We start from the raw sequence: 17,470 nt of genomic DNA, 5'->3' as shown, positions 1-17,470 counted from the left end.
TGCGCCTTCTCAGACTCAGGCGGCGAGGCGCAGCGTTTTGCCGGGTTTGTCCTCGCCGGCGTGTGCTTCACGCAGGCATTCGCGGGCGCAGGAGGCGCAGCGGCCGCAGTCGCGCGTCACGCCGAGATCGCGGCGCAGGTCTTTCAAGGTTCGCGCGCCACCCTCGGCGGCTTCGCGAATCTGGCGGTCGGTTACGGCCTGGCAGACACAGACATACATGGTGTTCTCCGCAAACTGGACTGTTTTCTAAACAGGAATAATTCTCATTTTATACAGATGAGAATCACTGTCAACAACAATCACAGTATTTTTTGCGTCCGTCATGTTCAGCGGTTGACGCGTCGGGAAAAGCTGTTTTCAGGGCTTTTTCAAGGCCTGGTGCGATTGCTCGATGGCGTCATCGAGATAGCCCTGGTAGAAGTCCGGCAGGCGCGTGCCGATGATCGGCTCGGCCAGGCGTTGCCCGTTCGGGCCGTAGAAGGCCACGACCGGCACCAGCTTGATCTTTTCGCTGGCGGCCAGGCGGGCGTGCGTCGTCGCTTCGCCGCGAAAGCCGGTGAGCGGTGCATCGCTGTCCTGGTTGATCTGGCGTACCAGCAGGCGCGCCTTGTGGCGCGGATCGTCGGTGAGCGGTTTCAGGTAGTCGCGGCGGATGGCCTCGCAGAAGCGGCAGTCGGCGCGGCTGTACATGATGATCAGCGGGCCGCCGTAACGGGCCGCCTGTGCGGCTTCGGCGCGCAGGTCGCTGGCCACGGTCAACGCGTTATTCTGGGCAAAAACCAGCGCCGGCAGGGCGAGCAGGGCGGCCGGCAGCAGGCGGCGCAGCGGGGTGCGGTCAGTTTTCAAAGCGGTAATAGTGCTTGTTGAGCCAGGCGGCGACATGGCCTTCCTCTTCGGGGAACCAGCCGGCGTTCATGGTCGAGTTGCAGGAGGCGACGCGCTGCAGGATCTCCAGTTTGTTGGAGAGCATGCGCCCGTCGCGTGTGTAGATCTTGCTGCCGTCGCCGCCATACATTTTCGTGTGGCAGCCGGTGCAGGCTTTTTCGTGCAGTTCCTTGGCGGCCTTGTGGTCGATTTCCTTGGCCCAGGGATCGCTCGCCATGGCCTGGATGCTGAGCAGGGTGAGGCAGGCAGTGATGAAATGGCGCATGGAAAACTCCTTGTGACAGCCAGCGGTCGACGCTGGAAAATGCTCAAAAACCGGCAGCTTCGGCTTCAAGATAGGCGAGGCTGACGTATTTTCCGATATTGGTCTCGAAGCCCTTGGTGTCGCGCGCCCGACTGGCGACGCGGCTGTCCTTGAGCACCAGCGCCTTGGCTTCTTCCAGCCCGAGGCCGTCGCGGATGGCCTGTTCGCAGGGGCGGTATATGCCTTCGAACAGTTCGCGGTTCCAGCTCAGGACATTCGGCCCCGGCTCGCCGTGGCCGGGCAGCCACAGCGTGCTGCCGGTCTTTTCCAGTGCCGCGTAGGCCTTCAGCGTGCCGAGGTAGGAGCCGTCGTCCATGTTGGCAATGCGTCGGTCCATCGCGACATCGCCGAGCAGCGTGACGCCGTCCTCGACGACTTCGACGCAGAGATCGAAGGGCGTGTGTACGGTGCCGTACTGATGGATGCGCAGCGTGACATCGCCGAACTTGAGCTCGGCGCCGTCCTCGAGCGGTTGGCTCGGCGGCACGACACGGGTGCCGAGCGTGGCCTGGTTGGTCCATTGTTCCATCAGCGTCCGCCACATGTTGCCCTGGACGCCCTGGATCGCCGTGATCGTGCCCGGGTGCGAGTAGATCGGCAGGCCCTTGCCGTAGGCGTCGACGTAAGCATGATTGCCGAGCCAGTGATCGCCGTGGTAATGCGTGTTGATGATCGCAATCACCGGTTTCTTGAACGCCTTCTTGATCTGCCGGATGGCCATTTCGCCGATCTGCACCGAGGCGCCGGAATCGACGACGATCAGGCCCTTGGCGGTATTCACGAAGGTGATGTTGCACATCATTCCCTGGTTTTCCGGGGTCGGGAAGCCGTCCGGCGAGAAGATCATCCAGACATGCTTCGAGACCTGGCGCAGCGGATGATCCTTGACCACCGGTCCACGCACGAATTCGTCCATTTCTTTGGCGAAGGCGCTGATCGTCTGCCAGGGCGCAAACTCGGCAGCGCTGAGCAGCGTAAAGGCGGTGGTGCTCTGTAGAAAACGGCGGCGGTTCATCGGTGTCTCCCGAATGGTTTTACCATGGTGCGATTCAGACCAGCCTTTTCTCGGACGCTGCCGGAGAGGGGCGGGTTCCTTTTAAATTGAAAGGCAAGTGTAAGCGAATTATTATTTAATAATAAACGTGTCGTGTACAGATAAAAAAGGGGTGGTGAATTGACAGACAAAAAGAGTCTTCTGCTGGTTGGTGGCGCCTTGCTCGCCCTGTTCAGCTCTGTGGTGCGGGCGGATGCCTCCGCCGATCTGGCGCGTGCCGAGGAAATCGTTTCCGGGCGCTGCTTCCTGTGTCATGGTCTGGAAGGCGAGTCGGCGAGTCCGGTCTTTCCGCGCCTGGCCGGTCAGCATTCGGAATACATCGCCAAGCAGCTCAGCGATTTCAAGAGCGGCAAGCGCAAGAGCGACACCATGAAGCCGCAGTCGGAGGAACTGACCAAGGCCGAGATGAAGGCGCTAGGTGCCTTCTTCGAGAGCAAGCCGGCTGCCGCGCGTAGCCTGCGCGATGCGGAACTGGTCGCGGTCGGCAAGTACGTTTTTAACCGTGGCAACCAGTTCACCGGTCTGCCCTCCTGTGCCAGCTGCCATGGCGCCAAGGGCTACGGCTCGCCGCTACTGCCGCGCCTGGCCGGCCAGCATCCGCGCTACATCGAGGATCAGCTCAAGCAGTTCAACAAGCGTGAGCGGACCAACGACAACGCAGTGATGCACACCGTTGCCTCGAAGCTCTCCGAGCTGGAAACCCACGCTGTCGCCGAGTACATCGCAACGCTCGACTGAGCGCTGCCTTCCGGACAAACAAAAGGCCGCAAATGCGGCCTTTTGTCATGGTTGCAGCAGAAAACTCAGGCCAGCATGTCGGCCCAGATATTCTTTGCCCAACCCAGGGCGACCTTGCCTTCCAGTTCATTGCGCGCCGCCGAGACACCGCCCGCGCCCTTGACCGGCTGGACGAGCTTGGTGGCTGCGTCGTACTGGTGGATGGACGAGACGTGGATGACATTCTTGCTATCGACGAAGCTGTAGCAGGTGTTCATCACGACCGGGGCCGGGTTCGGCTCCTGACCGGCGAGCAGGTTGAGGATGGCGGCTGCGGCAAGCTTGCCGTGCTGGTTCGCCATGTGGCCCGACTTCGGCATGGTCGGGGCCGGGAACACGGCATCGCCGAGCACATGCACGCCCGGCGTGCTGGTCGACTCCATCGACAGCCAGTTGACGTCAACCCAGCGGTTGTTGATCAGCTTGAGGCCGGCGCTGGCGGCAATGTTGCCGGCCCGGTGCGGCGGGATGACGTTCAGCACGTCGGCCTTGAACTTGTCGAACTCGAGGATGGCGGTCTTGCTGGCGACATCGACTTCCTTGACCTCGCTGTTGTTGCGGTATTCGACCATGCCCTTGTAGAGATCGCTCCAGGCCTTGGTGAATAGCGCCTTCTTCGACATCACGTCTTCGTTGGCGTCGAGGATGACGACCTTGGACTTCGGCTTGTTCTTCTTGAAGTAATCGGCGACCAGGCAGGCGCGCTCGTACGGTCCGGGCGGGCAGCGGTAGGGCGCCTTGGGAATGGAAATGGCGTAGGTGCCGCCGTCCTTCATGTTTTCCAGTTGCTTCCTGAGCGCGATGGTTTGCGCGCCGGCCTTCCAGGCGTGCAGAATCTTGCCCTGGGCGTCGGCATTGTCGAGGCCGCCGATCTGGTCGAACATGAAATCGACGCCCGGCGACAGGACCAGGCGGTCATAGCTCATGGCGCCGCCGGCCTTCAGGGAAATCGTCCTTTTTGCCGCGTCGACCGCTACGACATCGTCCTGGATGACGCGCACGCCCCATTTGTTCTTCAGGCCGTCGTAGCTGACGGTGATGTCTTCCATGGTTTTCGTGCCGCCGATCACCAGATTGGAAATCGGGCAGGAAATGAAGGTCGGGTTGCGTTCGATCAACGTCACCTGGACGCTGCCTTCGCTCCACATGCGCAGGTACTTGGCGACGGTGGCGCCGCCATAGCCGCCGCCGACCACGACGACATGGCCGCCGGCCTTGTTGCCGCCGGCACAGCCGTAAAGCGAGGCGAGCGCACCGGCAGCCGCGCCGGTCTTGAGGAAATCACGTCTTTTCATCAGCATCATGTCGTTCTCCCCTTATTTTTGTGCGGCGAAATAGCCGGCGATCAGGTCGAGTTGCTCGTCGGTGTAGCCCTTGGTGATCTGGTGCATGATCGACGCCGGCTTGTCGCCGCTCTTGAAGTCGGCCAGCTTTTGCAGGGTCTTGGCCTTTTCCATGCCGGCCAGGGAATCCATGCCGGAGCCTTTGACGGCATGGCCGTTGGTGCCGTGGCAGTTGGCGCAGGTGGCGGCCAGATTGCGGGCCAGGTGGGGGTCGGCAGCAAAAGCGCTGGTTGATGCAACCAGGCCGGCGGCTGCGATGACGGTGAGCAGCTTCATAGGGACATCTCCTCTGAGTGATATTGAGTTCATACCGGCGTTATGTTGCATTTTTTTGTCGCGGCATGGGAGCTAGGTTATAGGCGTTTGCCGGAAATTGCATGCTGCGTCGCAACAATATTAGCGGTTGACTATATAAGTATGCAGTAATACATTGTTTGCTGATTTAGATCAAAAAAACGACATGGACGAGACAATTCAGGTGTTCAACCAGGTGGCGCATTACTTCGGACTGCTTTCGGATCCGACGCGTCTGCGCATTCTCTCGGTTCTCTGTCTTGAAGAAAGATCGGTCAACGAGGTGGTCGAGAGGGTGGGCTTGACCCAGGCCAATACCTCGCGGCACCTGAATATTCTGTACCGGGCGGGGGTGGTGGACCGCCGGCGCGAAGGAACTTCCATCCTGTATCGCGTGGTGGATCCCAACTTTGTCGATATCTGCCGCACCGTCAGCATTGCGGTGGCCAGTCGCGACATCGTCGGACAAAACGATTTGATGGCAGCGCATTGTCTTAGCTGAAATTCAATACTCTGGAGGGGACTCATTTCTATGGTCGATAAAACAAAACAACCGGGGCGTCTGCGGCCCGCACCGGAAAACTTCCTGTCGGAAGATCAGGTCAAGGCCGTTGGTGCGGGGCGGCGCGATTTCCTGCGCAAGAGCTTCCTCGCCGCCGGCGCTGCCATCGCGGCGCCGCTGGCAGCGCGTGCCGCGGAAGGTGATCCGAACATTCTCGAAAATCCGGCGTGGACGACTTCGCTCGGTCAGCCGGTGGCAACCAATCCGTACGGCATGCCGTCGAAATACGAAAGCCAGTTGTTGCGCCGCGAGTCGCCGGGCCTGGCCCGCGTCGGCGGTGCCTCGGTGTCGTTCTGCCCGCTGCAGGGCCTGTTCGGCATCATCACGCCGTCCGGTCTGCATTTCGAGCGGCATCACCAGGGCTGGCACGATATCGATCCGTCCAAGCATCGCCTGATGGTCAATGGTTCCGATGCTTCGCTGCTGAAGAAAGCCAAGGTCTATACGCTCGATGAGCTGATGCGCCTGCCCTCGGTGTCGCGCATCCACTTCATCGAATGCGGTGCGAACACCGGCCTGGAGTGGGGCAACGTCGCGGTGCCGACCGTGCAATACACGCACGGTATGGTGTCCTGTTCCGAATTTACCGGCGTGCCGCTCAAGCTGCTGCTGGAAGATTGCGGCGTCGATTACAAGAAGGCCCGCTATGTGCTGGCCGAAGGCGCCGATGGCTCCTCGATGACGCGCACCATTCCGATGGAAATGGTCGAATCCGGCGAAGTGTTTGTCGCCTACGGCCAGAACGGCGAAATGCTGCGTCCGGAAAACGGCTATCCGCTGCGTCTGGTGGTACCCGGCGTCCAGGGCGTGTCCTGGGTCAAGTGGCTGCGCCGCATCGAAGTCGGTGACAAGCCTTACGCCACCAAGGACGAAGCGGTGCATTACATCGACCTCCTGCCGAGCGGCCTGCATCGTCAGTACAGCTCGATCCAGGAAGCCAAGTCGGTGATCACCACCCCATCCGGCGGCCAGACGCTGCTCGACAAGGGTTTCTACAACGTCTCCGGCCTTGCCTGGTCCGGTCGTGGCCGCATCAAGCAGGTCGATGTCTCCTTCGACGGCGGCATCAACTGGCAGACGGCACGTCTCGAAGGGCCGATCCAGAACAAGGCGCTGACCCGTTTCAACACCAACTGGGTGTGGGACGGCAGTCCGGCCATCCTGCAGTCGCGCGCCATCGACGAAACCGGCTTTGTCCAGCCGAGCTACGGCCAGCTGCGCGCCGTGCGCGGTACCAAATCGATCTATCACAACAATGCCATCCAGTCCTGGAAAGTGGCCGAGAGCGGGGAGGTCAGCAATGTCCAGGTTCTATAAGTCCATTCTCGTTTTGGCCCTCGCCGGCGCGTCGACCGCTGCGCTGGCCTTCGACAACTACGGCGGCGTGGGTCGTCCGGCCACCGCGGCCGAAGTGAAGGCCTGGGACATCGACGTGCGTCCCGACTTCAAGGGCCTGCCCAAGGGTTCGGGTTCGGTCGATCGTGGCCAGGAACTGTTCGAGGAAAAGTGCGCGTCCTGTCACGGCTCCTTCGGCGAATCGAACGAAGTCTTCACGCCGCTCGCCGGCGGCACGACCAAGGAAGACAGCAAGAACGGCCGCGTCAAGGGCCTGTCTTCCGGCGAACTGCCGCAGCGCACCACTTTTACCAAGGTGGCGACGATTTCGACGGTGTTCGACTACATCCAGCGCGCCATGCCCTGGACCTCGCCGAAGTCGCTCAAGCCGGATGACGTCTTTGCCATCCTCGCCTACCTGCTCAACCTGCAGGAAATCGTGCCGGCCGATTTTGTCCTTTCCGACAAGAACATCGGCGACGTCCAGAAACTGCTGCCCAACCGTAATGGCATGACCACCGACCACGGCATGTGGCCGGGGGCTTCGGTCAAGAAGGGCGGGATCGGCAACGGCGGCGTTCCTGATACGAAGAACACGGCCTGCATGAAGAACTGCAAGAGCGAAGTGCTGATCGGTTCGCGTCTGCCCGAGTACGCCCGCACTGCGCACGGCGAACTGGCCGACCAGTACCGCAGTTTCGGCCCGGTCCGCGGCACCCGCACGCTCGGCCCGGAAGCCGCCAAGAAGGCGGCCGAAGCCGGTACCTTCGATCTGGCGACAAAGAGCGGCTGCATGGCCTGTCACGGCATGAAGAGCAAGATCGTCGGTCCCGGCTATGCCGAGGTGCAGGCCCGCTACAAGGATCAGACCGATGCCGAAGACCGTCTGGTCGCCAAGGTCAAGGCCGGCGGTCAGGGCGTCTGGGGCTCGATCCCGATGCCGCCGAACGGGCATGTCAAGGACGAGGACTTGAAGACACTGGTCAAGTGGATTCTGTCCGGCGCGAAGTAATCAATTTTCACAGAGGAGATACCATGAACAAGCAACGTCGCACTGTACTCAAAACCGGCTCGGGAGCCGCGCTCCTGACCGTTCTCGCCGCTGCCGGCATCATCACCCCGGGCATGGCCCTGGCCGACTGGAACAAGAACGCCTTTGACGCCAAGAGCATGGCCGACACGCTCAAGGCCCTCGGTGCCAATGCGCATGTCGACAGCAAGGACGTCCAGGTCACCGGCCCGGATATCGCCGAAAACGGTGCCGTCGTGCCGGTCGGTGTCGCTTCCTCGCTGCCCAACGTGACGATGGTCGCCATCCTGATCGAAAAGAACCCGAACGCGCTGGCCGCCAGCTTCATGCTGCCGGAAGGCACCGAAGCCAACGTCCAGACCCGCGTCAAGATGGGCCAGACCTCGAACGTCTACGCGCTGGTCAAGTCGGACGGCAAGTTCTTCATGGCGACCAAGGAAATCAAGGTCACCCTGGGCGGCTGCGGCGGCTAAAAACGGGTCCGAAGCTACTGCGCTCGACATGACTTCGTTGCGCTTGCTCGCCGTGCAGATTGCACTGTCTCGCAAACGCGCCTCGTCCTGTCATCGCTCGCTACGCTTCGTTTCCCGTTTTCATTAATAAAGAATTTAGGAGAAATACTCATGGGCAATCCGATGAAAATCCGCGCCGCCAACAAGGACGGCGTTACCGAAGTCAAAGTGCTGGTCAGCCACGAAATGGAAACCGGTCAGCGCAAGGATGCAGCTGGTGCTGTCGTGCCGGCCTGGTTCATTACCGAGCTGGTCGCCAAGCACAACGACAAGGTCGTTCTGAACAGCGAGTTTGGTCCGTCCGTCTCGAAGAATCCGTACCTGGCCTTCAAGTTCAAGGGCGGCGCCAAGGGCGACAAGATCGTTGTCAGCTGGAAGGACAACAAGGGCGATACGCGTAGCGACGAAGCGGTTGTCGCCTGATTATTGAAAAACGGCAGCCAGATGGCGTAGACCGGACGCTGCCGGCCGTCTTTCCCCGGAGGAGATGAAATGATTCATCGCTCGATTCAATCGCTGGCGGCGCTCGCCGTTGCCGCAACATTTGCCGGCCCGCTGTTCGCCCAGGACAGCAAGGTCGCCGACGAGCTGGCCAAGTACCGCGAGGCGCTGGCCGACGGCAATCCTGCCGACCTGCTCGAAGTCAAGGGCGAAAGCCTGTGGAGCGAAAAGCGCGGCCCGAAGAAGGCTACGCTCGAGCAGTGCGACCTCGGCCTCGGGCCGGGCAAGCTCGATGGCGCTTATGCGCAGTTGCCGAAATACTTCAAGGACACCAACAAGGTCATGGACGTTGAGTCCCGCCTTGTCCATTGCATGGTCACGCTGCAAGGTTTCACGCAGGCAGAGGTGACCAGGCAGTGGTATTCGAAGCCGGGCAAGGAGTCCGATATCGAGGCCCTGGTCACCTTCGTCGGCGCCAAGTCGAACGGCAAGCCGATCAACGTGCCGGCGACGCATCCGGCCGAAGCGAAGATGGCGAAGATGGGCGAATACATCTTCTATCGCCGCTCCGGACCGCAAGATTTTTCCTGCGCCATCTGTCACGGCCAGGAAGGCAAGCGCATCCGCCTGCAGGATCTGGGCAACCTGACGACCAAGGATGGCGCCGGTACGGCGATGAAGACCTGGCCGTCCTACCGCGTGTCGCAAGGCGCCGTGTGGACCATGCAGCGCCGCCTGATCGACTGCATGCGCCAGGCGCGCTGGCCGGAGCCGGAGTATCTGGCGGATTCGGTGATTGCCCTCGAAACCTACCTGCAAAAAACTGCGACCGGCACCGTCATGGAAACGCCGGGAATCAAGCGCTGAAAAGGGGATGACCATGAAACTGAAAATAGCCCTTTTTTCTGTGTTGACCGCTACGCTCTCCTTTGCTGCCCAGGCCGAGGCGCCCGGCGGCAAGTTTGCCGGCGAGGCCGAGCAGATGTTCCGCAGTTCGTTCAAGGCCGAGAATCCGAAATACTGGATGAAGCGTCTGGACCAGGACGAAACGATGAAGACCTGCGGTATTTACCGCGACAACCCGCCGCGCAAGATCGGCGAAAAGCTGGAAAAGCAGAACGCCGCAACCATCCGCTACCCGGTCGACGGCAAGCTGATCGGTGACTGGAAGGAAGGCGAGAAGCTCGCCGCGGTCGGCACCGGCGGCCACATCGGCTTCATCCAGCCGGATCCGGCCGGGCGCGTGCGGGGCGGCAACTGCTACGCCTGCCACCAACTGGCGAAGAAGGAACTGGCCTACGGCACGATCGGCCCCAGCCTGCAGCAGTTCGGCAAGGTCCGCGGCAGTTCGGAAGAGATCATCAAGTACACCTACGACAAGATCTACAACTCGAATGCCTTCACCGCCTGTACCAACATGCCGCGTTTCGGGCTGCACAGCTGGCTGACGCCGGAGCAGATCACCCATATCGTGGCCTTCCTGATCGATCCGGAGTCGCCGGTCAACAAGGACTGAGTTTGCGTGATTGGCCCGGCCGGGTCACCGGCCGGGCATTTTTTACGTCGTAAAACAAAATTCAAGGAACACAACATGAGCATGAATCGTCGCGAGTTTTTGCAGGTCATGGCCGTCGCTGCTGCTGGTGGTATGAGCCTGCACAGTGATTTTGCCCTGGCCGAGAAGGGCGCTGCCAAGCTGTACGACCTGCCGAAATTCGGCAATGTCAGCCTGCTCCACATCACCGACTGCCATGCCCAGTTGCTGCCCATCTATTTCCGCGAGCCGAACGTCAATCTCGGCTTCGGCGAGCAGTTCGGCAAGGTGCCGCACCTGGTTGGCGACAATTTGCTCAAGCACTTCGGCTTCAAGCCGAACAGCCTGGAAGCGCACGCCTACACCTACCTCAATTTCGAGAAGGCGGCCGAAACCTACGGCAAGGTCGGCGGTTTTGCCCACCTGGCGACGCTGGTCAAGCGCATGAAGGCGAATCGTCCGGGGGCGCTGCTGCTCGACGGCGGCGACACCTGGCAAGGCTCCGGCACGGCGCTGTGGTCGAACGCTCAGGACATGGTCGATGCCTGCAAGGCGCTCGGCGTCAATGTCATGACCTTGCATTGGGAATCGACCTACGGCGAGGCGCGGGTCAAGGAAATCGAGGAAAAGGATTTCGCCGGCCAGATCGACATCGTTGCCCAGAACGTCAAGACCACCGACTTTGGCGATGCCGTGTTCAAGCCCTTCGTGATGAAGAAGATGAACGGCGTGCCGGTCGCCATCATCGGCCAGGCCTTCCCCTACACGCCGATCGCCAACCCGCGCTGGCAGACGCCGAACTGGAGCTTCGGCATCCAGGAAGAGAACATGCAGAAGACGGTCGACGAAGCACGTGCGGCCGGTGCGCAGGTCGTCGTCGTGCTCTCGCACAACGGCATGGACGTCGACCTCAAGATGGCATCGCGCATCAAGGGCATCGACGCCATCCTCGGCGGTCACACCCATGACGGCATGCCGGCCCCGGTTGTCGTCAAGAATGCCGGTGGCCAGACGCTGGTCACCAATGCCGGCTCCAACGGCAAATACCTCGGCGTGCTCGATTTTGACGTCAGGAACGGCAAGATCGCCGCTTACCGTTACAAGCTGTTGCCCGTCTTCGCCAACCTGCTGCCGGCCGACAAGGACATGCAGACGCTGATCGACAAGGCGCGCGCGCCTTATCTGTCCAAGTTGAACGAAAAGCTGGCCGTCACCGAGGGCCTGCTCTATCGCCGTGGCAACTTCAACGGTACTTTCGACCAGGTCATCCTCGACTCGCTGCTCAAGGTCAAGGATGCCGAAATCGCCTTCTCGCCAGGCTTCCGCTGGGGTACCTCGCTGCTGCCCGGCCAGCCGATCCTGATGGAACATGTGCTCGACCAGACAGCGATCACCTATCCGTGGACGACGGTGAGCAACATGAGCGGCGAGATGATCAAGACGGTGCTCGAAGACGTCTGCGACAACCTGTTCAATCCGGATCCTTACTACCAGCAGGGTGGCGATATGGTGCGGGTCGGCGGCCTGCAATGGACCTGCGATCCGACGGCGAAAATGGGTAGCCGTATCCAGAACATGATGCTCAAGGGCAAGCTGATCGATCCGGCCAGGACCTACAAGGTTGCCGGCTGGGCACCGGTTTCCGAAGAGGCGAAGAATGCCGGCGAACCGATCTGGGACGTCGTCGCCAAGTACCTGCGCGACATCAAGACGGTCAAGCCGGTCAATCTCAACCTGCCGACGCTGAAAGGCGCCGCCGGCAATCCGGGGATCGCATGATGCGCCGGGTTCTCAAGACGGCTTTGCTGGCCGGCCTGCTGGCCGGTGCGACACTGACTTTTGCCGCCGACTGGGCGCCAGGAACGAGCGACTGGGACAAGCTGCCCGAAGTCAAAAAGAGCAAGCTGGCGCTCTACCTGACGCCGCAGCAGGCTTACGACATGAAGAAAGCCAATCCGAAGGGCGTCGCCTTCTTTGACGTGCGCACCCGGGGCGAGGCGATGTACGTCGGTTGGCCGGGGGATGCCGATGCGCTGGTGCCCTATGTCGAGCATCCCGAGTTGATGAGTGATTGGGATGAAAAGCGTGCGATGTATGCCCTCGAGCCGAACCAGGACTTCATGCCCGAACTCGAGCGCCGACTCAAGGAGAAGAGCCTGGGCAAGGACGCCTCGATCATCCTGATCTGCCGCTCCGGCGATCGCAGTTCGAAGGCCGCCGATCGCTTGCAGATGGCCGGCTACACCAGGGTCTATTCGATCGCTGAAGGATTCGAAGGCGATATGGCGAAGGATGGGGCGAAGAGCGGTCAGCGCGCGGTCAACGGCTGGAAGAACGCCAATTTGCCGTGGACCTACAAGCTCGACAAGGCAAAGATGTATTTCCCGCGCTGAGCTTCCGGCTCAGGGCTGTACTGCCGCATCGGCCACGCCTGTTTCGGGTGTGGCCGTTTTTTCTTGCAGTTGCGGGCGGTCGATGAGCGCATTGGCCAGGCCGCCGCCCAGCCACATGCCGGCCAGTGCCAGCCAGGCGGTCAGGGCGAAGATCGCCGCGCCGGAGACGCCGGCCCCGACGGCACAACCGCCGGCCAGCATGCCGCCGAAGCCCATGCAGATCGCGCCGGCGATATAGCGGCGCATACTGCGCCCGTCCTGGAAACCTTCGAGTTTCAACTCGCCGCCCCACAAGGCCGCCAGGAAGGAGCCGAGGACGACGCCGGGCACCAGGCCGATATCGAAATCCCAGGGCTGGCCGGGCGGTGACAGGACCAGCATCAGCATGTCGGCCGACGGACCGGTGAAACTCAGGCTTTGTACCGGAATGATCTCGAAGGACTGGCTGCCGAGCAAGTGCGTGGTCAGCCAGGCCAGCGCGATGCTCAGGCCGACGCCGCTGCCACACAGCCACTCGCGGCGGCTGATCCCGGCACGGCGGGCAAAAATAATGGCGGCAGCCAGCCAGACCAGACCGAAAACGATGCCGCCGCTGTGCCCGAGGTGGGTCGTGGCCAGCAGATCGCGGCTGGCTCCGCCTTCTATGGTCCACAAGCCGGATAGCCAGGTGCGCACAGGTGAGAGCAGGCCGTTCAGCGAAGCTTGCGCGGCGACGGCAAAGATCAGTCCGGTGAGCAGGGCGCGCAGGTTGCCGTTGGCGGCCAGGACCAGCATGCGGCTCGAGCAGCCGCGGGCGAGAATCATGCCGATGCCGAACAACAAGCCGCCGATGATGGCCCCGGACAGGCTGCCCGCTGCCGCGAGCTGACGGGCCTGGCTGACGTCAAGCCAGCCTAGAGTGATGCAAAGCTGGGTGCCGATCACTGCCGCTGAAAAGGCGAAAAGCCAGACGGCGAGCTTGGCTGTGCCCTGGCGATTCCAGAATTCGACGACGGCGGAGCGCATGCAGAATTTCGAGCGCTGGGCGAAGACGCCGAAGAAAACCCCGATCAGCAGGCCGGCCAGCGCGATGCTGGTTTTCTCGCCAAAAAATTCGATCAGGTTCTCGATATTCATGAATTTCGTTCCATTTGGCCAGTCGACCGGTAGACACCGGTTTGTTCCGTTAGCTGTGCCAAGTCAGTTTAGCCAGCGGCTTGCGAGTTTAGCAGTTGTGCCGCCTTGGCGCGTTGCTGCGGGCCAGCCAGGTCAGCATGGTTGCGAAGAGTTCTTCCGGATTGACCGGCTTGGCAATGAACTCGTTCATGCCGGCCGCAAAGCAGCGTGCCTTGTCTTCGACAAAGGCATTGGCGGTCATCGCCAGGATCGGGGTTGTCGCATTTTCGGGCAGGGCGCGAATCTGCCGCGTGGCTTCCAGGCCATCCATGTTGGGCATCTGCATGTCCATCAGGATCAGGTCGTAGTGGTGGATGCGGGCCAGTTCGACGGCGACACGACCGTCTTCGGCAATATCGATGAGCAGGCCGGTTTCGTCGAGCATCATCAGGGTGATTTCACGGTTGATCGGTTCGTCTTCGGCAAGCAGGACGCGGCAGCCGGCGTAATCCCGTTTGAGATGCTCCTCGGCCATTTCCGGCTCGATCAATTCACCGGCGGTGATGGCATGGCTCTTTTTCAGCCGGGCGGAGAACCAGAAGGTGCTGCCTGCGCCTGGTGTGCTGCTGGCACCGGCGTCGCCGCCCATCAGGCGGGCGAGTTTGCGGGTGATCGAGAGGCCCAGCCCGGTGCCGCCATATTTGCGGGTGGTCGTGTTGTCGGCCTGTTCGAAGGTCGAGAACAGCTTGGGCAGAACGTCCGGTGCGATACCGATGCCGGTGTCGCTGACTTCGAAACGGAGCAGCGCGCTGTCCTCTCCTTCTTCGATGAGACTGACCCTGATGCTGACGCCGCCATGGTCGGTGAACTTGATGGCATTGCTGGCGAAGTTGAGCAGGGCCTGCTGCAGGCGGGTCGGGTCACCCAGCAGGTGATGCGGCAGTCCGTGGGTGCTCGTGTTCAGGTACAGATGCTTGGCCTGGGCGCGTTCGTGCAGCATCGACGTGACATTGCCGAGCAGGCTTTCGACCCGGACAGCGGTTTCTTCCAGGACAAATTTCCCGGCTTCGATCTTGGAAATGTCGAGGATGGCATTGATGATATCGAGCAGATGAGTACTTGCTGCCTCCAGTTTGCCCAGGCGTACCGCTTGTTCTTCTGAAAGTCCGGCGCGGCGGATCAGATGGGCCATGCCGGTGATGGCGTTGAGCGGGGTCCGGATTTCGTGCGACATGTTGGCGAGGAAGGCACTCTTGGCAATGCTCGCGGTTTCCGCCGCCTCCTTGGCGGTCGCAAGTTGCTCGGTCCGTTCGGTCACCAGTTCTTCGAGATGGTGGCGGTGGCGTTCCAGCTCGCTTTCATCTGCCTTGCGCTTGCTGATGTCGCGTGCAGCGGCATACAGATAGCTTTCGCCATCGACGGTGAACCGGCTCATATTGACTTCGACGTCGAGCACGTCACCGTTTTTTTGCCGGTGGCGAGTTTCCAGCGTGATTGGCGTCGAATCCGGAGATAGTCCGCGCCATATCTTTTCCTGCAGGATGCTTTCCGGCCATTGGGCATCCCACAGGGTCACGCTGGCCCCGATCAGTTCATCCCGGCGATAGCCGAGCATCTGGCAGAAGCGGTCATTCGCTTCGACCAGGCGGAGCTGTTTGTCGAGAATGTGAATGCCATCGCTGGCGCGTTGCAGATAAAGCTGGTTGCGCCTGCTTTCGCGCGTTGTGCGCTTGAGGAAGTGCAAGGCGAAGCCACCCAGTGCTACAGACAGGAGAAGGAAACTGGCGGCGATGGCCGAGGTTTGATAGACCTCGGTCATCCATTCGGTCAGGTACTCTTCCTTGTCGATGCCGATAATCGCCAGCATCGGAACCTTGTCGAGACGACGGAAGGTGACAATGCGCTGATGGCCGTCGCCGCTGGCCTGGGTGTGAAAAGTCGCCTGTGTCGTGCCGGATTCCGCCAAATGCTGGAATTCGGGGGCGATGACCTTGTTGCCGATCTGGCCGGCCGGTTTGTCGGGAATGGCCGGAATTCGTGTGATCAGGCCGAGGTCGGTATCACGCAATGAAATCGTGCCACCGTCGCCGAGCTTGAACTGGGAAATCAGCTGTAAAAGATGGTCGACCGCTACGGGGGCCGAGATGACGCCGGCAAAACGTCCATCCGGATAGTTGTAGCGCTGGGCGAAGCCGACGATATATTGCTTGGCGACGCGCCCCAGGCGCGGCTTGGAAATCTGCAGTCGGCGATCGGCGTGCTCGCGGTGGTAAATGAAAAAGTCGCGGTCAGCCCAACTGGCGGGGTTTGCCTTGCTGACCCCCTTGCCGAGGATGACCAGTCCATCTGCGTTGGCGACACGGAAGGCTTCCGTTATCGGCAAGCGCTCTTCCTGGCGGGCGAGAAAGACATTCATCGCTGCTTCGTCAATGCCCTTGCCGGCCAGCTGACGCTCAAGTTCGTCGGCGACTGTACGCAGCGACAGGTCGATCCGCTCGATGCTGCCGGATAAATTGAGATCGAGTGCGCTGGCGATATTGCGGGTCAGGTCTTCGGCGCGCAACTCGTGTTGCTGCCGGCTTTGCTGCAGCGAGAATCCAGACAGGGCGAAGACGAGGATGTTGGAGAAAACGAGGCCCACAACCAGCAAGGTTTGCAAATGCCTGGAGGGTGTTGTGGCGAGACTCACGAGTCCGGGTCCGGTGCTATTTTCTTGTCATCGCGACACTTGCTGTGTCGCATCCCCTGTACTTTGCGCGTGATTCTACTCCACTCGAATCTACCTGTTTGCAGGTATTTCCCGATGTCTTGCCAGCGCTTTCCGGTCAGTGCATGACATGCGGTTTTCGGGCGAAAAAAAGCCGCAGTCGATGCTGCGGCTTGTGCTGGAACCAGGTTGGTTGCTTAGTCGCCACCCGGCTCCATGTGGGCCTGCAGATAATTCGGCAGGGTCACATCCTTGATCAGGGTCTGTTGCGTTTCCAGCCAGTCGATTGCTTCCTCGCAGTGTTCCAGCAGATCCTCCAGCAGGTCGCGGCTGACGTAATCCTGCAGTTCCTCGCACAGGGCGATGGACTCGATCAGCAGCGGGCGCTGGATTTCACGCTCGTACTTGAGGTCGCCGGCCAGGCATTCGACGACGTTTTCGCCGATCAGCAGCTTGCCGAGATTCTGCAGGTTGGGCAGACCCTCGAGGAAAAGGACGCGTTCGATGATTTCGTCGGCTTCCTTCATGACGCGGATCGACTGCTTGTACTGGTAGTCGTTGAGCTTTTCCAGGCCCCAGTTGCGGAACATGCGGGCATGCAGGAAATACTGGTTGATCGAGGTCAGCTCGTTCTTCAGCACCTTGTTCAGGGCTTCGATGACTTTCTTGTCGCCTTTCATGCCTGCTCCTTAAGCCGGGGTGCCCGAGCCCATCTGGCTCTGCTGGTAATTCTGGAGGCCGACCAGTTCGATCAGCTTCAATTGTTTTTCGAGGAAGTAGGCGTGATCCATCTCGGTATCCTCAAGCTGCACGGCCAGCATGTCGCGGGTCACGTAGTCCTGGGCCTTTTCACAGGCGGCGATGGCTTTCTTGAGTTCGCCATCGACCTTGTATTCGACGTTGAGGTCGGATTTGAGCATTTCCGGTACGTTCTTGCCGATTTTCAGGGCATCGCGTCTGGAAAGGTCCGGCTTGCCTTCGAGGAACAGGATGCGCTGGATGATGGCGCGGGCGTGCTGGCGTTCGTGGTCGGACTCGTGGATGGACTTCTCGGCCAGTTGGCCCAGTCCCATGTCGGCGTACATCTCGCCATGGATCAGGTACTGGTCGACGGCGGTCAGTTCGCCGGCCAGCAGATCGTTCAGGATGTCGATGATTTTCTTGTCGCCCTTCATTGCATTCTCCGGAGTTCGTTGAAAACTGG

20 protein-coding genes are annotated in these 17,470 nt (G+C 60.8%); 10 read left to right on the top strand and 10 right to left on the bottom strand.

What is annotated here, in order from left to right; all coding sequences use genetic code 11:
- Positions 1 to 15 precede the first annotated feature (15 nt).
- The 4 genes from KIG99_RS04825 to KIG99_RS04810 form a co-directional block, all read right to left on the bottom strand.
- Positions 16 to 219 (bottom strand): (2Fe-2S)-binding protein, encoded by a 204-nt coding sequence (locus tag KIG99_RS04825; RefSeq protein ID WP_226459110.1) that lies wholly within the window; start codon positions 217 to 219, stop codon positions 16 to 18.
- 138 nt (positions 220 to 357) lie between these two features.
- Positions 358 to 846, bottom strand: coding sequence for a thioredoxin domain-containing protein (locus KIG99_RS04820; RefSeq protein WP_226459109.1), 489 nt, complete (start codon positions 844 to 846; stop codon positions 358 to 360).
- Positions 836 to 1,150 carry a cytochrome c gene (locus tag KIG99_RS04815; protein ID WP_226459108.1) on the bottom strand — a complete coding sequence of 105 codons (315 nt, stop codon included), beginning with the start codon at positions 1,148 to 1,150 and terminating at the stop codon, positions 836 to 838. The genes KIG99_RS04820 and KIG99_RS04815 overlap by 11 nt, the downstream gene beginning before the upstream one ends.
- Positions 1,151 to 1,193: 43 nt before the next feature.
- On the bottom strand, positions 1,194 to 2,204 hold the full coding sequence (locus KIG99_RS04810; RefSeq protein ID WP_226459107.1) for an MBL fold metallo-hydrolase: 1,011 nt from the start codon (positions 2,202 to 2,204) through the stop codon (positions 1,194 to 1,196).
- Positions 2,205 to 2,363: 159 nt separating this feature from the next.
- On the opposite strand from KIG99_RS04810, the gene KIG99_RS04805 reads away from it, so the two are divergent.
- The gene (locus KIG99_RS04805; protein ID WP_226459106.1) at positions 2,364 to 2,981 is read left to right on the top strand and encodes a c-type cytochrome; all 618 of its coding nucleotides are present in this window, start codon (positions 2,364 to 2,366) and stop codon (positions 2,979 to 2,981) included.
- Positions 2,982 to 3,046: 65 nt separating this feature from the next.
- Here the strand turns inward: KIG99_RS04805 and KIG99_RS04800 are convergent, their stop codons facing one another.
- Together KIG99_RS04800 and KIG99_RS04795 are read right to left on the bottom strand one after the other, a co-directional pair.
- Positions 3,047 to 4,324 (bottom strand): NAD(P)/FAD-dependent oxidoreductase, encoded by a 1,278-nt coding sequence (locus tag KIG99_RS04800; RefSeq protein WP_226459105.1) that lies wholly within the window; start codon positions 4,322 to 4,324, stop codon positions 3,047 to 3,049.
- Positions 4,325 to 4,336: 12 nt separating this feature from the next.
- Positions 4,337 to 4,639 carry a c-type cytochrome gene (locus tag KIG99_RS04795; protein WP_226459104.1) on the bottom strand — a complete coding sequence of 101 codons (303 nt, stop codon included), beginning with the start codon at positions 4,637 to 4,639 and terminating at the stop codon, positions 4,337 to 4,339.
- 184 nt (positions 4,640 to 4,823) lie between these two features.
- On the opposite strand from KIG99_RS04795, the gene KIG99_RS04790 reads away from it, so the two are divergent.
- From KIG99_RS04790 to KIG99_RS04750, 9 genes are all read left to right on the top strand, one after another.
- A complete protein-coding gene (locus tag KIG99_RS04790; RefSeq protein ID WP_226459103.1) occupies positions 4,824 to 5,159 on the top strand; it encodes an ArsR/SmtB family transcription factor in 336 nt (111 codons plus the stop codon).
- A 30-nt stretch (positions 5,160 to 5,189) separates the two neighbouring features.
- Positions 5,190 to 6,536 (top strand): sulfite dehydrogenase, encoded by a 1,347-nt coding sequence (gene soxC, locus KIG99_RS04785; protein ID WP_226459102.1) that lies wholly within the window; start codon positions 5,190 to 5,192, stop codon positions 6,534 to 6,536.
- Complete coding sequence (locus KIG99_RS04780) at positions 6,520 to 7,566, top strand: c-type cytochrome (protein ID WP_226459101.1); 1,047 nt, start codon at positions 6,520 to 6,522, stop codon at positions 7,564 to 7,566. The genes soxC and KIG99_RS04780 overlap by 17 nt, the downstream gene beginning before the upstream one ends.
- A gap of 23 nt (positions 7,567 to 7,589) precedes the next feature.
- Complete coding sequence (gene soxY / locus KIG99_RS04775; RefSeq protein ID WP_226459100.1) at positions 7,590 to 8,057, top strand: thiosulfate oxidation carrier protein SoxY; 468 nt, start codon at positions 7,590 to 7,592, stop codon at positions 8,055 to 8,057.
- 150 nt (positions 8,058 to 8,207) lie between these two features.
- Positions 8,208 to 8,519: a thiosulfate oxidation carrier complex protein SoxZ gene (soxZ, locus tag KIG99_RS04770; RefSeq protein WP_226459099.1), complete on the top strand. Its 312-nt coding sequence runs from the start codon at positions 8,208 to 8,210 to the stop codon at positions 8,517 to 8,519.
- 69 nt (positions 8,520 to 8,588) lie between these two features.
- Positions 8,589 to 9,404: a sulfur oxidation c-type cytochrome SoxA gene (gene soxA / locus KIG99_RS04765; protein ID WP_226459098.1), complete on the top strand. Its 816-nt coding sequence runs from the start codon at positions 8,589 to 8,591 to the stop codon at positions 9,402 to 9,404.
- Positions 9,405 to 9,417: 13 nt separating this feature from the next.
- Entirely contained in the window at positions 9,418 to 10,053 is a 636-nt protein-coding gene (gene soxX / locus KIG99_RS04760; protein ID WP_226459097.1) for a sulfur oxidation c-type cytochrome SoxX, read from the top strand.
- A gap of 75 nt (positions 10,054 to 10,128) precedes the next feature.
- The gene (gene soxB, locus KIG99_RS04755; RefSeq protein ID WP_226459096.1) at positions 10,129 to 11,850 is read left to right on the top strand and encodes a thiosulfohydrolase SoxB; all 1,722 of its coding nucleotides are present in this window, start codon (positions 10,129 to 10,131) and stop codon (positions 11,848 to 11,850) included.
- A complete protein-coding gene (locus tag KIG99_RS04750; protein WP_226459095.1) occupies positions 11,847 to 12,464 on the top strand; it encodes a rhodanese-like domain-containing protein in 618 nt (205 codons plus the stop codon). Before soxB ends, KIG99_RS04750 begins: the two co-directional genes overlap by 4 nt.
- A gap of 9 nt (positions 12,465 to 12,473) precedes the next feature.
- On the opposite strand, the gene KIG99_RS04745 is transcribed toward KIG99_RS04750, so the two are convergent.
- The 4 genes from KIG99_RS04745 to bfr (KIG99_RS04730) all read right to left on the bottom strand — a co-directional run bounded on the left by KIG99_RS04745 (position 12,474) and on the right by bfr (KIG99_RS04730) (position 17,441).
- Positions 12,474 to 13,580, bottom strand: coding sequence for a YeeE/YedE family protein (locus tag KIG99_RS04745; protein WP_226459094.1), 1,107 nt, complete (start codon positions 13,578 to 13,580; stop codon positions 12,474 to 12,476).
- A gap of 88 nt (positions 13,581 to 13,668) precedes the next feature.
- The gene (locus tag KIG99_RS04740; protein WP_226461786.1) at positions 13,669 to 16,200 is read right to left on the bottom strand and encodes an ATP-binding protein; all 2,532 of its coding nucleotides are present in this window, start codon (positions 16,198 to 16,200) and stop codon (positions 13,669 to 13,671) included.
- Positions 16,201 to 16,463: 263 nt separating this feature from the next.
- Positions 16,464 to 16,946, bottom strand: coding sequence for a bacterioferritin (gene bfr / locus KIG99_RS04735; RefSeq protein WP_226459093.1), 483 nt, complete (start codon positions 16,944 to 16,946; stop codon positions 16,464 to 16,466).
- A 9-nt stretch (positions 16,947 to 16,955) separates the two neighbouring features.
- On the bottom strand, positions 16,956 to 17,441 hold the full coding sequence (gene bfr, locus KIG99_RS04730) for a bacterioferritin (protein WP_226440842.1): 486 nt from the start codon (positions 17,439 to 17,441) through the stop codon (positions 16,956 to 16,958).
- Positions 17,442 to 17,470: the final 29 nt, after the last annotated feature.

The sequence above is a fragment of the Quatrionicoccus australiensis genome, assembly GCF_020510425.1.
Lineage (GTDB): Bacteria > Pseudomonadota > Gammaproteobacteria > Burkholderiales > Rhodocyclaceae > Azonexus > Azonexus australiensis_A.
Note: the sequence above shows the minus strand (reverse complement) of the source record. Positions and strands in the feature narration are given on the sequence as shown.

Coding starts and splice junctions, on each gene's coding strand:
- soxA (WP_226459098.1), top strand. CDS start 8,589: ATGATTCATCGCTCGATTCAATCGCTGGCGGCGCTCGCCGTTGCCGCA.
- KIG99_RS04790 (WP_226459103.1), top strand. CDS start 4,824: ATGGACGAGACAATTCAGGTGTTCAACCAGGTGGCGCATTACTTCGGA.
- bfr (WP_226440842.1), bottom strand. CDS start 17,441: ATGAAGGGCGACAAGAAAATCATCGACATCCTGAACGATCTGCTGGCC.
- soxZ (WP_226459099.1), top strand. CDS start 8,208: ATGGGCAATCCGATGAAAATCCGCGCCGCCAACAAGGACGGCGTTACC.
- bfr (WP_226459093.1), bottom strand. CDS start 16,946: ATGAAAGGCGACAAGAAAGTCATCGAAGCCCTGAACAAGGTGCTGAAG.
- soxB (WP_226459096.1), top strand. CDS start 10,129: ATGAGCATGAATCGTCGCGAGTTTTTGCAGGTCATGGCCGTCGCTGCT.
- KIG99_RS04745 (WP_226459094.1), bottom strand. CDS start 13,580: ATGAATATCGAGAACCTGATCGAATTTTTTGGCGAGAAAACCAGCATC.
- KIG99_RS04815 (WP_226459108.1), bottom strand. CDS start 1,150: ATGCGCCATTTCATCACTGCCTGCCTCACCCTGCTCAGCATCCAGGCC.
- soxY (WP_226459100.1), top strand. CDS start 7,590: ATGAACAAGCAACGTCGCACTGTACTCAAAACCGGCTCGGGAGCCGCG.
- KIG99_RS04810 (WP_226459107.1), bottom strand. CDS start 2,204: ATGAACCGCCGCCGTTTTCTACAGAGCACCACCGCCTTTACGCTGCTC.
- KIG99_RS04800 (WP_226459105.1), bottom strand. CDS start 4,324: ATGATGCTGATGAAAAGACGTGATTTCCTCAAGACCGGCGCGGCTGCC.
- soxX (WP_226459097.1), top strand. CDS start 9,418: ATGAAACTGAAAATAGCCCTTTTTTCTGTGTTGACCGCTACGCTCTCC.
- KIG99_RS04825 (WP_226459110.1), bottom strand. CDS start 219: ATGTATGTCTGTGTCTGCCAGGCCGTAACCGACCGCCAGATTCGCGAA.
- KIG99_RS04795 (WP_226459104.1), bottom strand. CDS start 4,639: ATGAAGCTGCTCACCGTCATCGCAGCCGCCGGCCTGGTTGCATCAACC.
- soxC (WP_226459102.1), top strand. CDS start 5,190: ATGGTCGATAAAACAAAACAACCGGGGCGTCTGCGGCCCGCACCGGAA.
- KIG99_RS04780 (WP_226459101.1), top strand. CDS start 6,520: ATGTCCAGGTTCTATAAGTCCATTCTCGTTTTGGCCCTCGCCGGCGCG.
- KIG99_RS04750 (WP_226459095.1), top strand. CDS start 11,847: ATGATGCGCCGGGTTCTCAAGACGGCTTTGCTGGCCGGCCTGCTGGCC.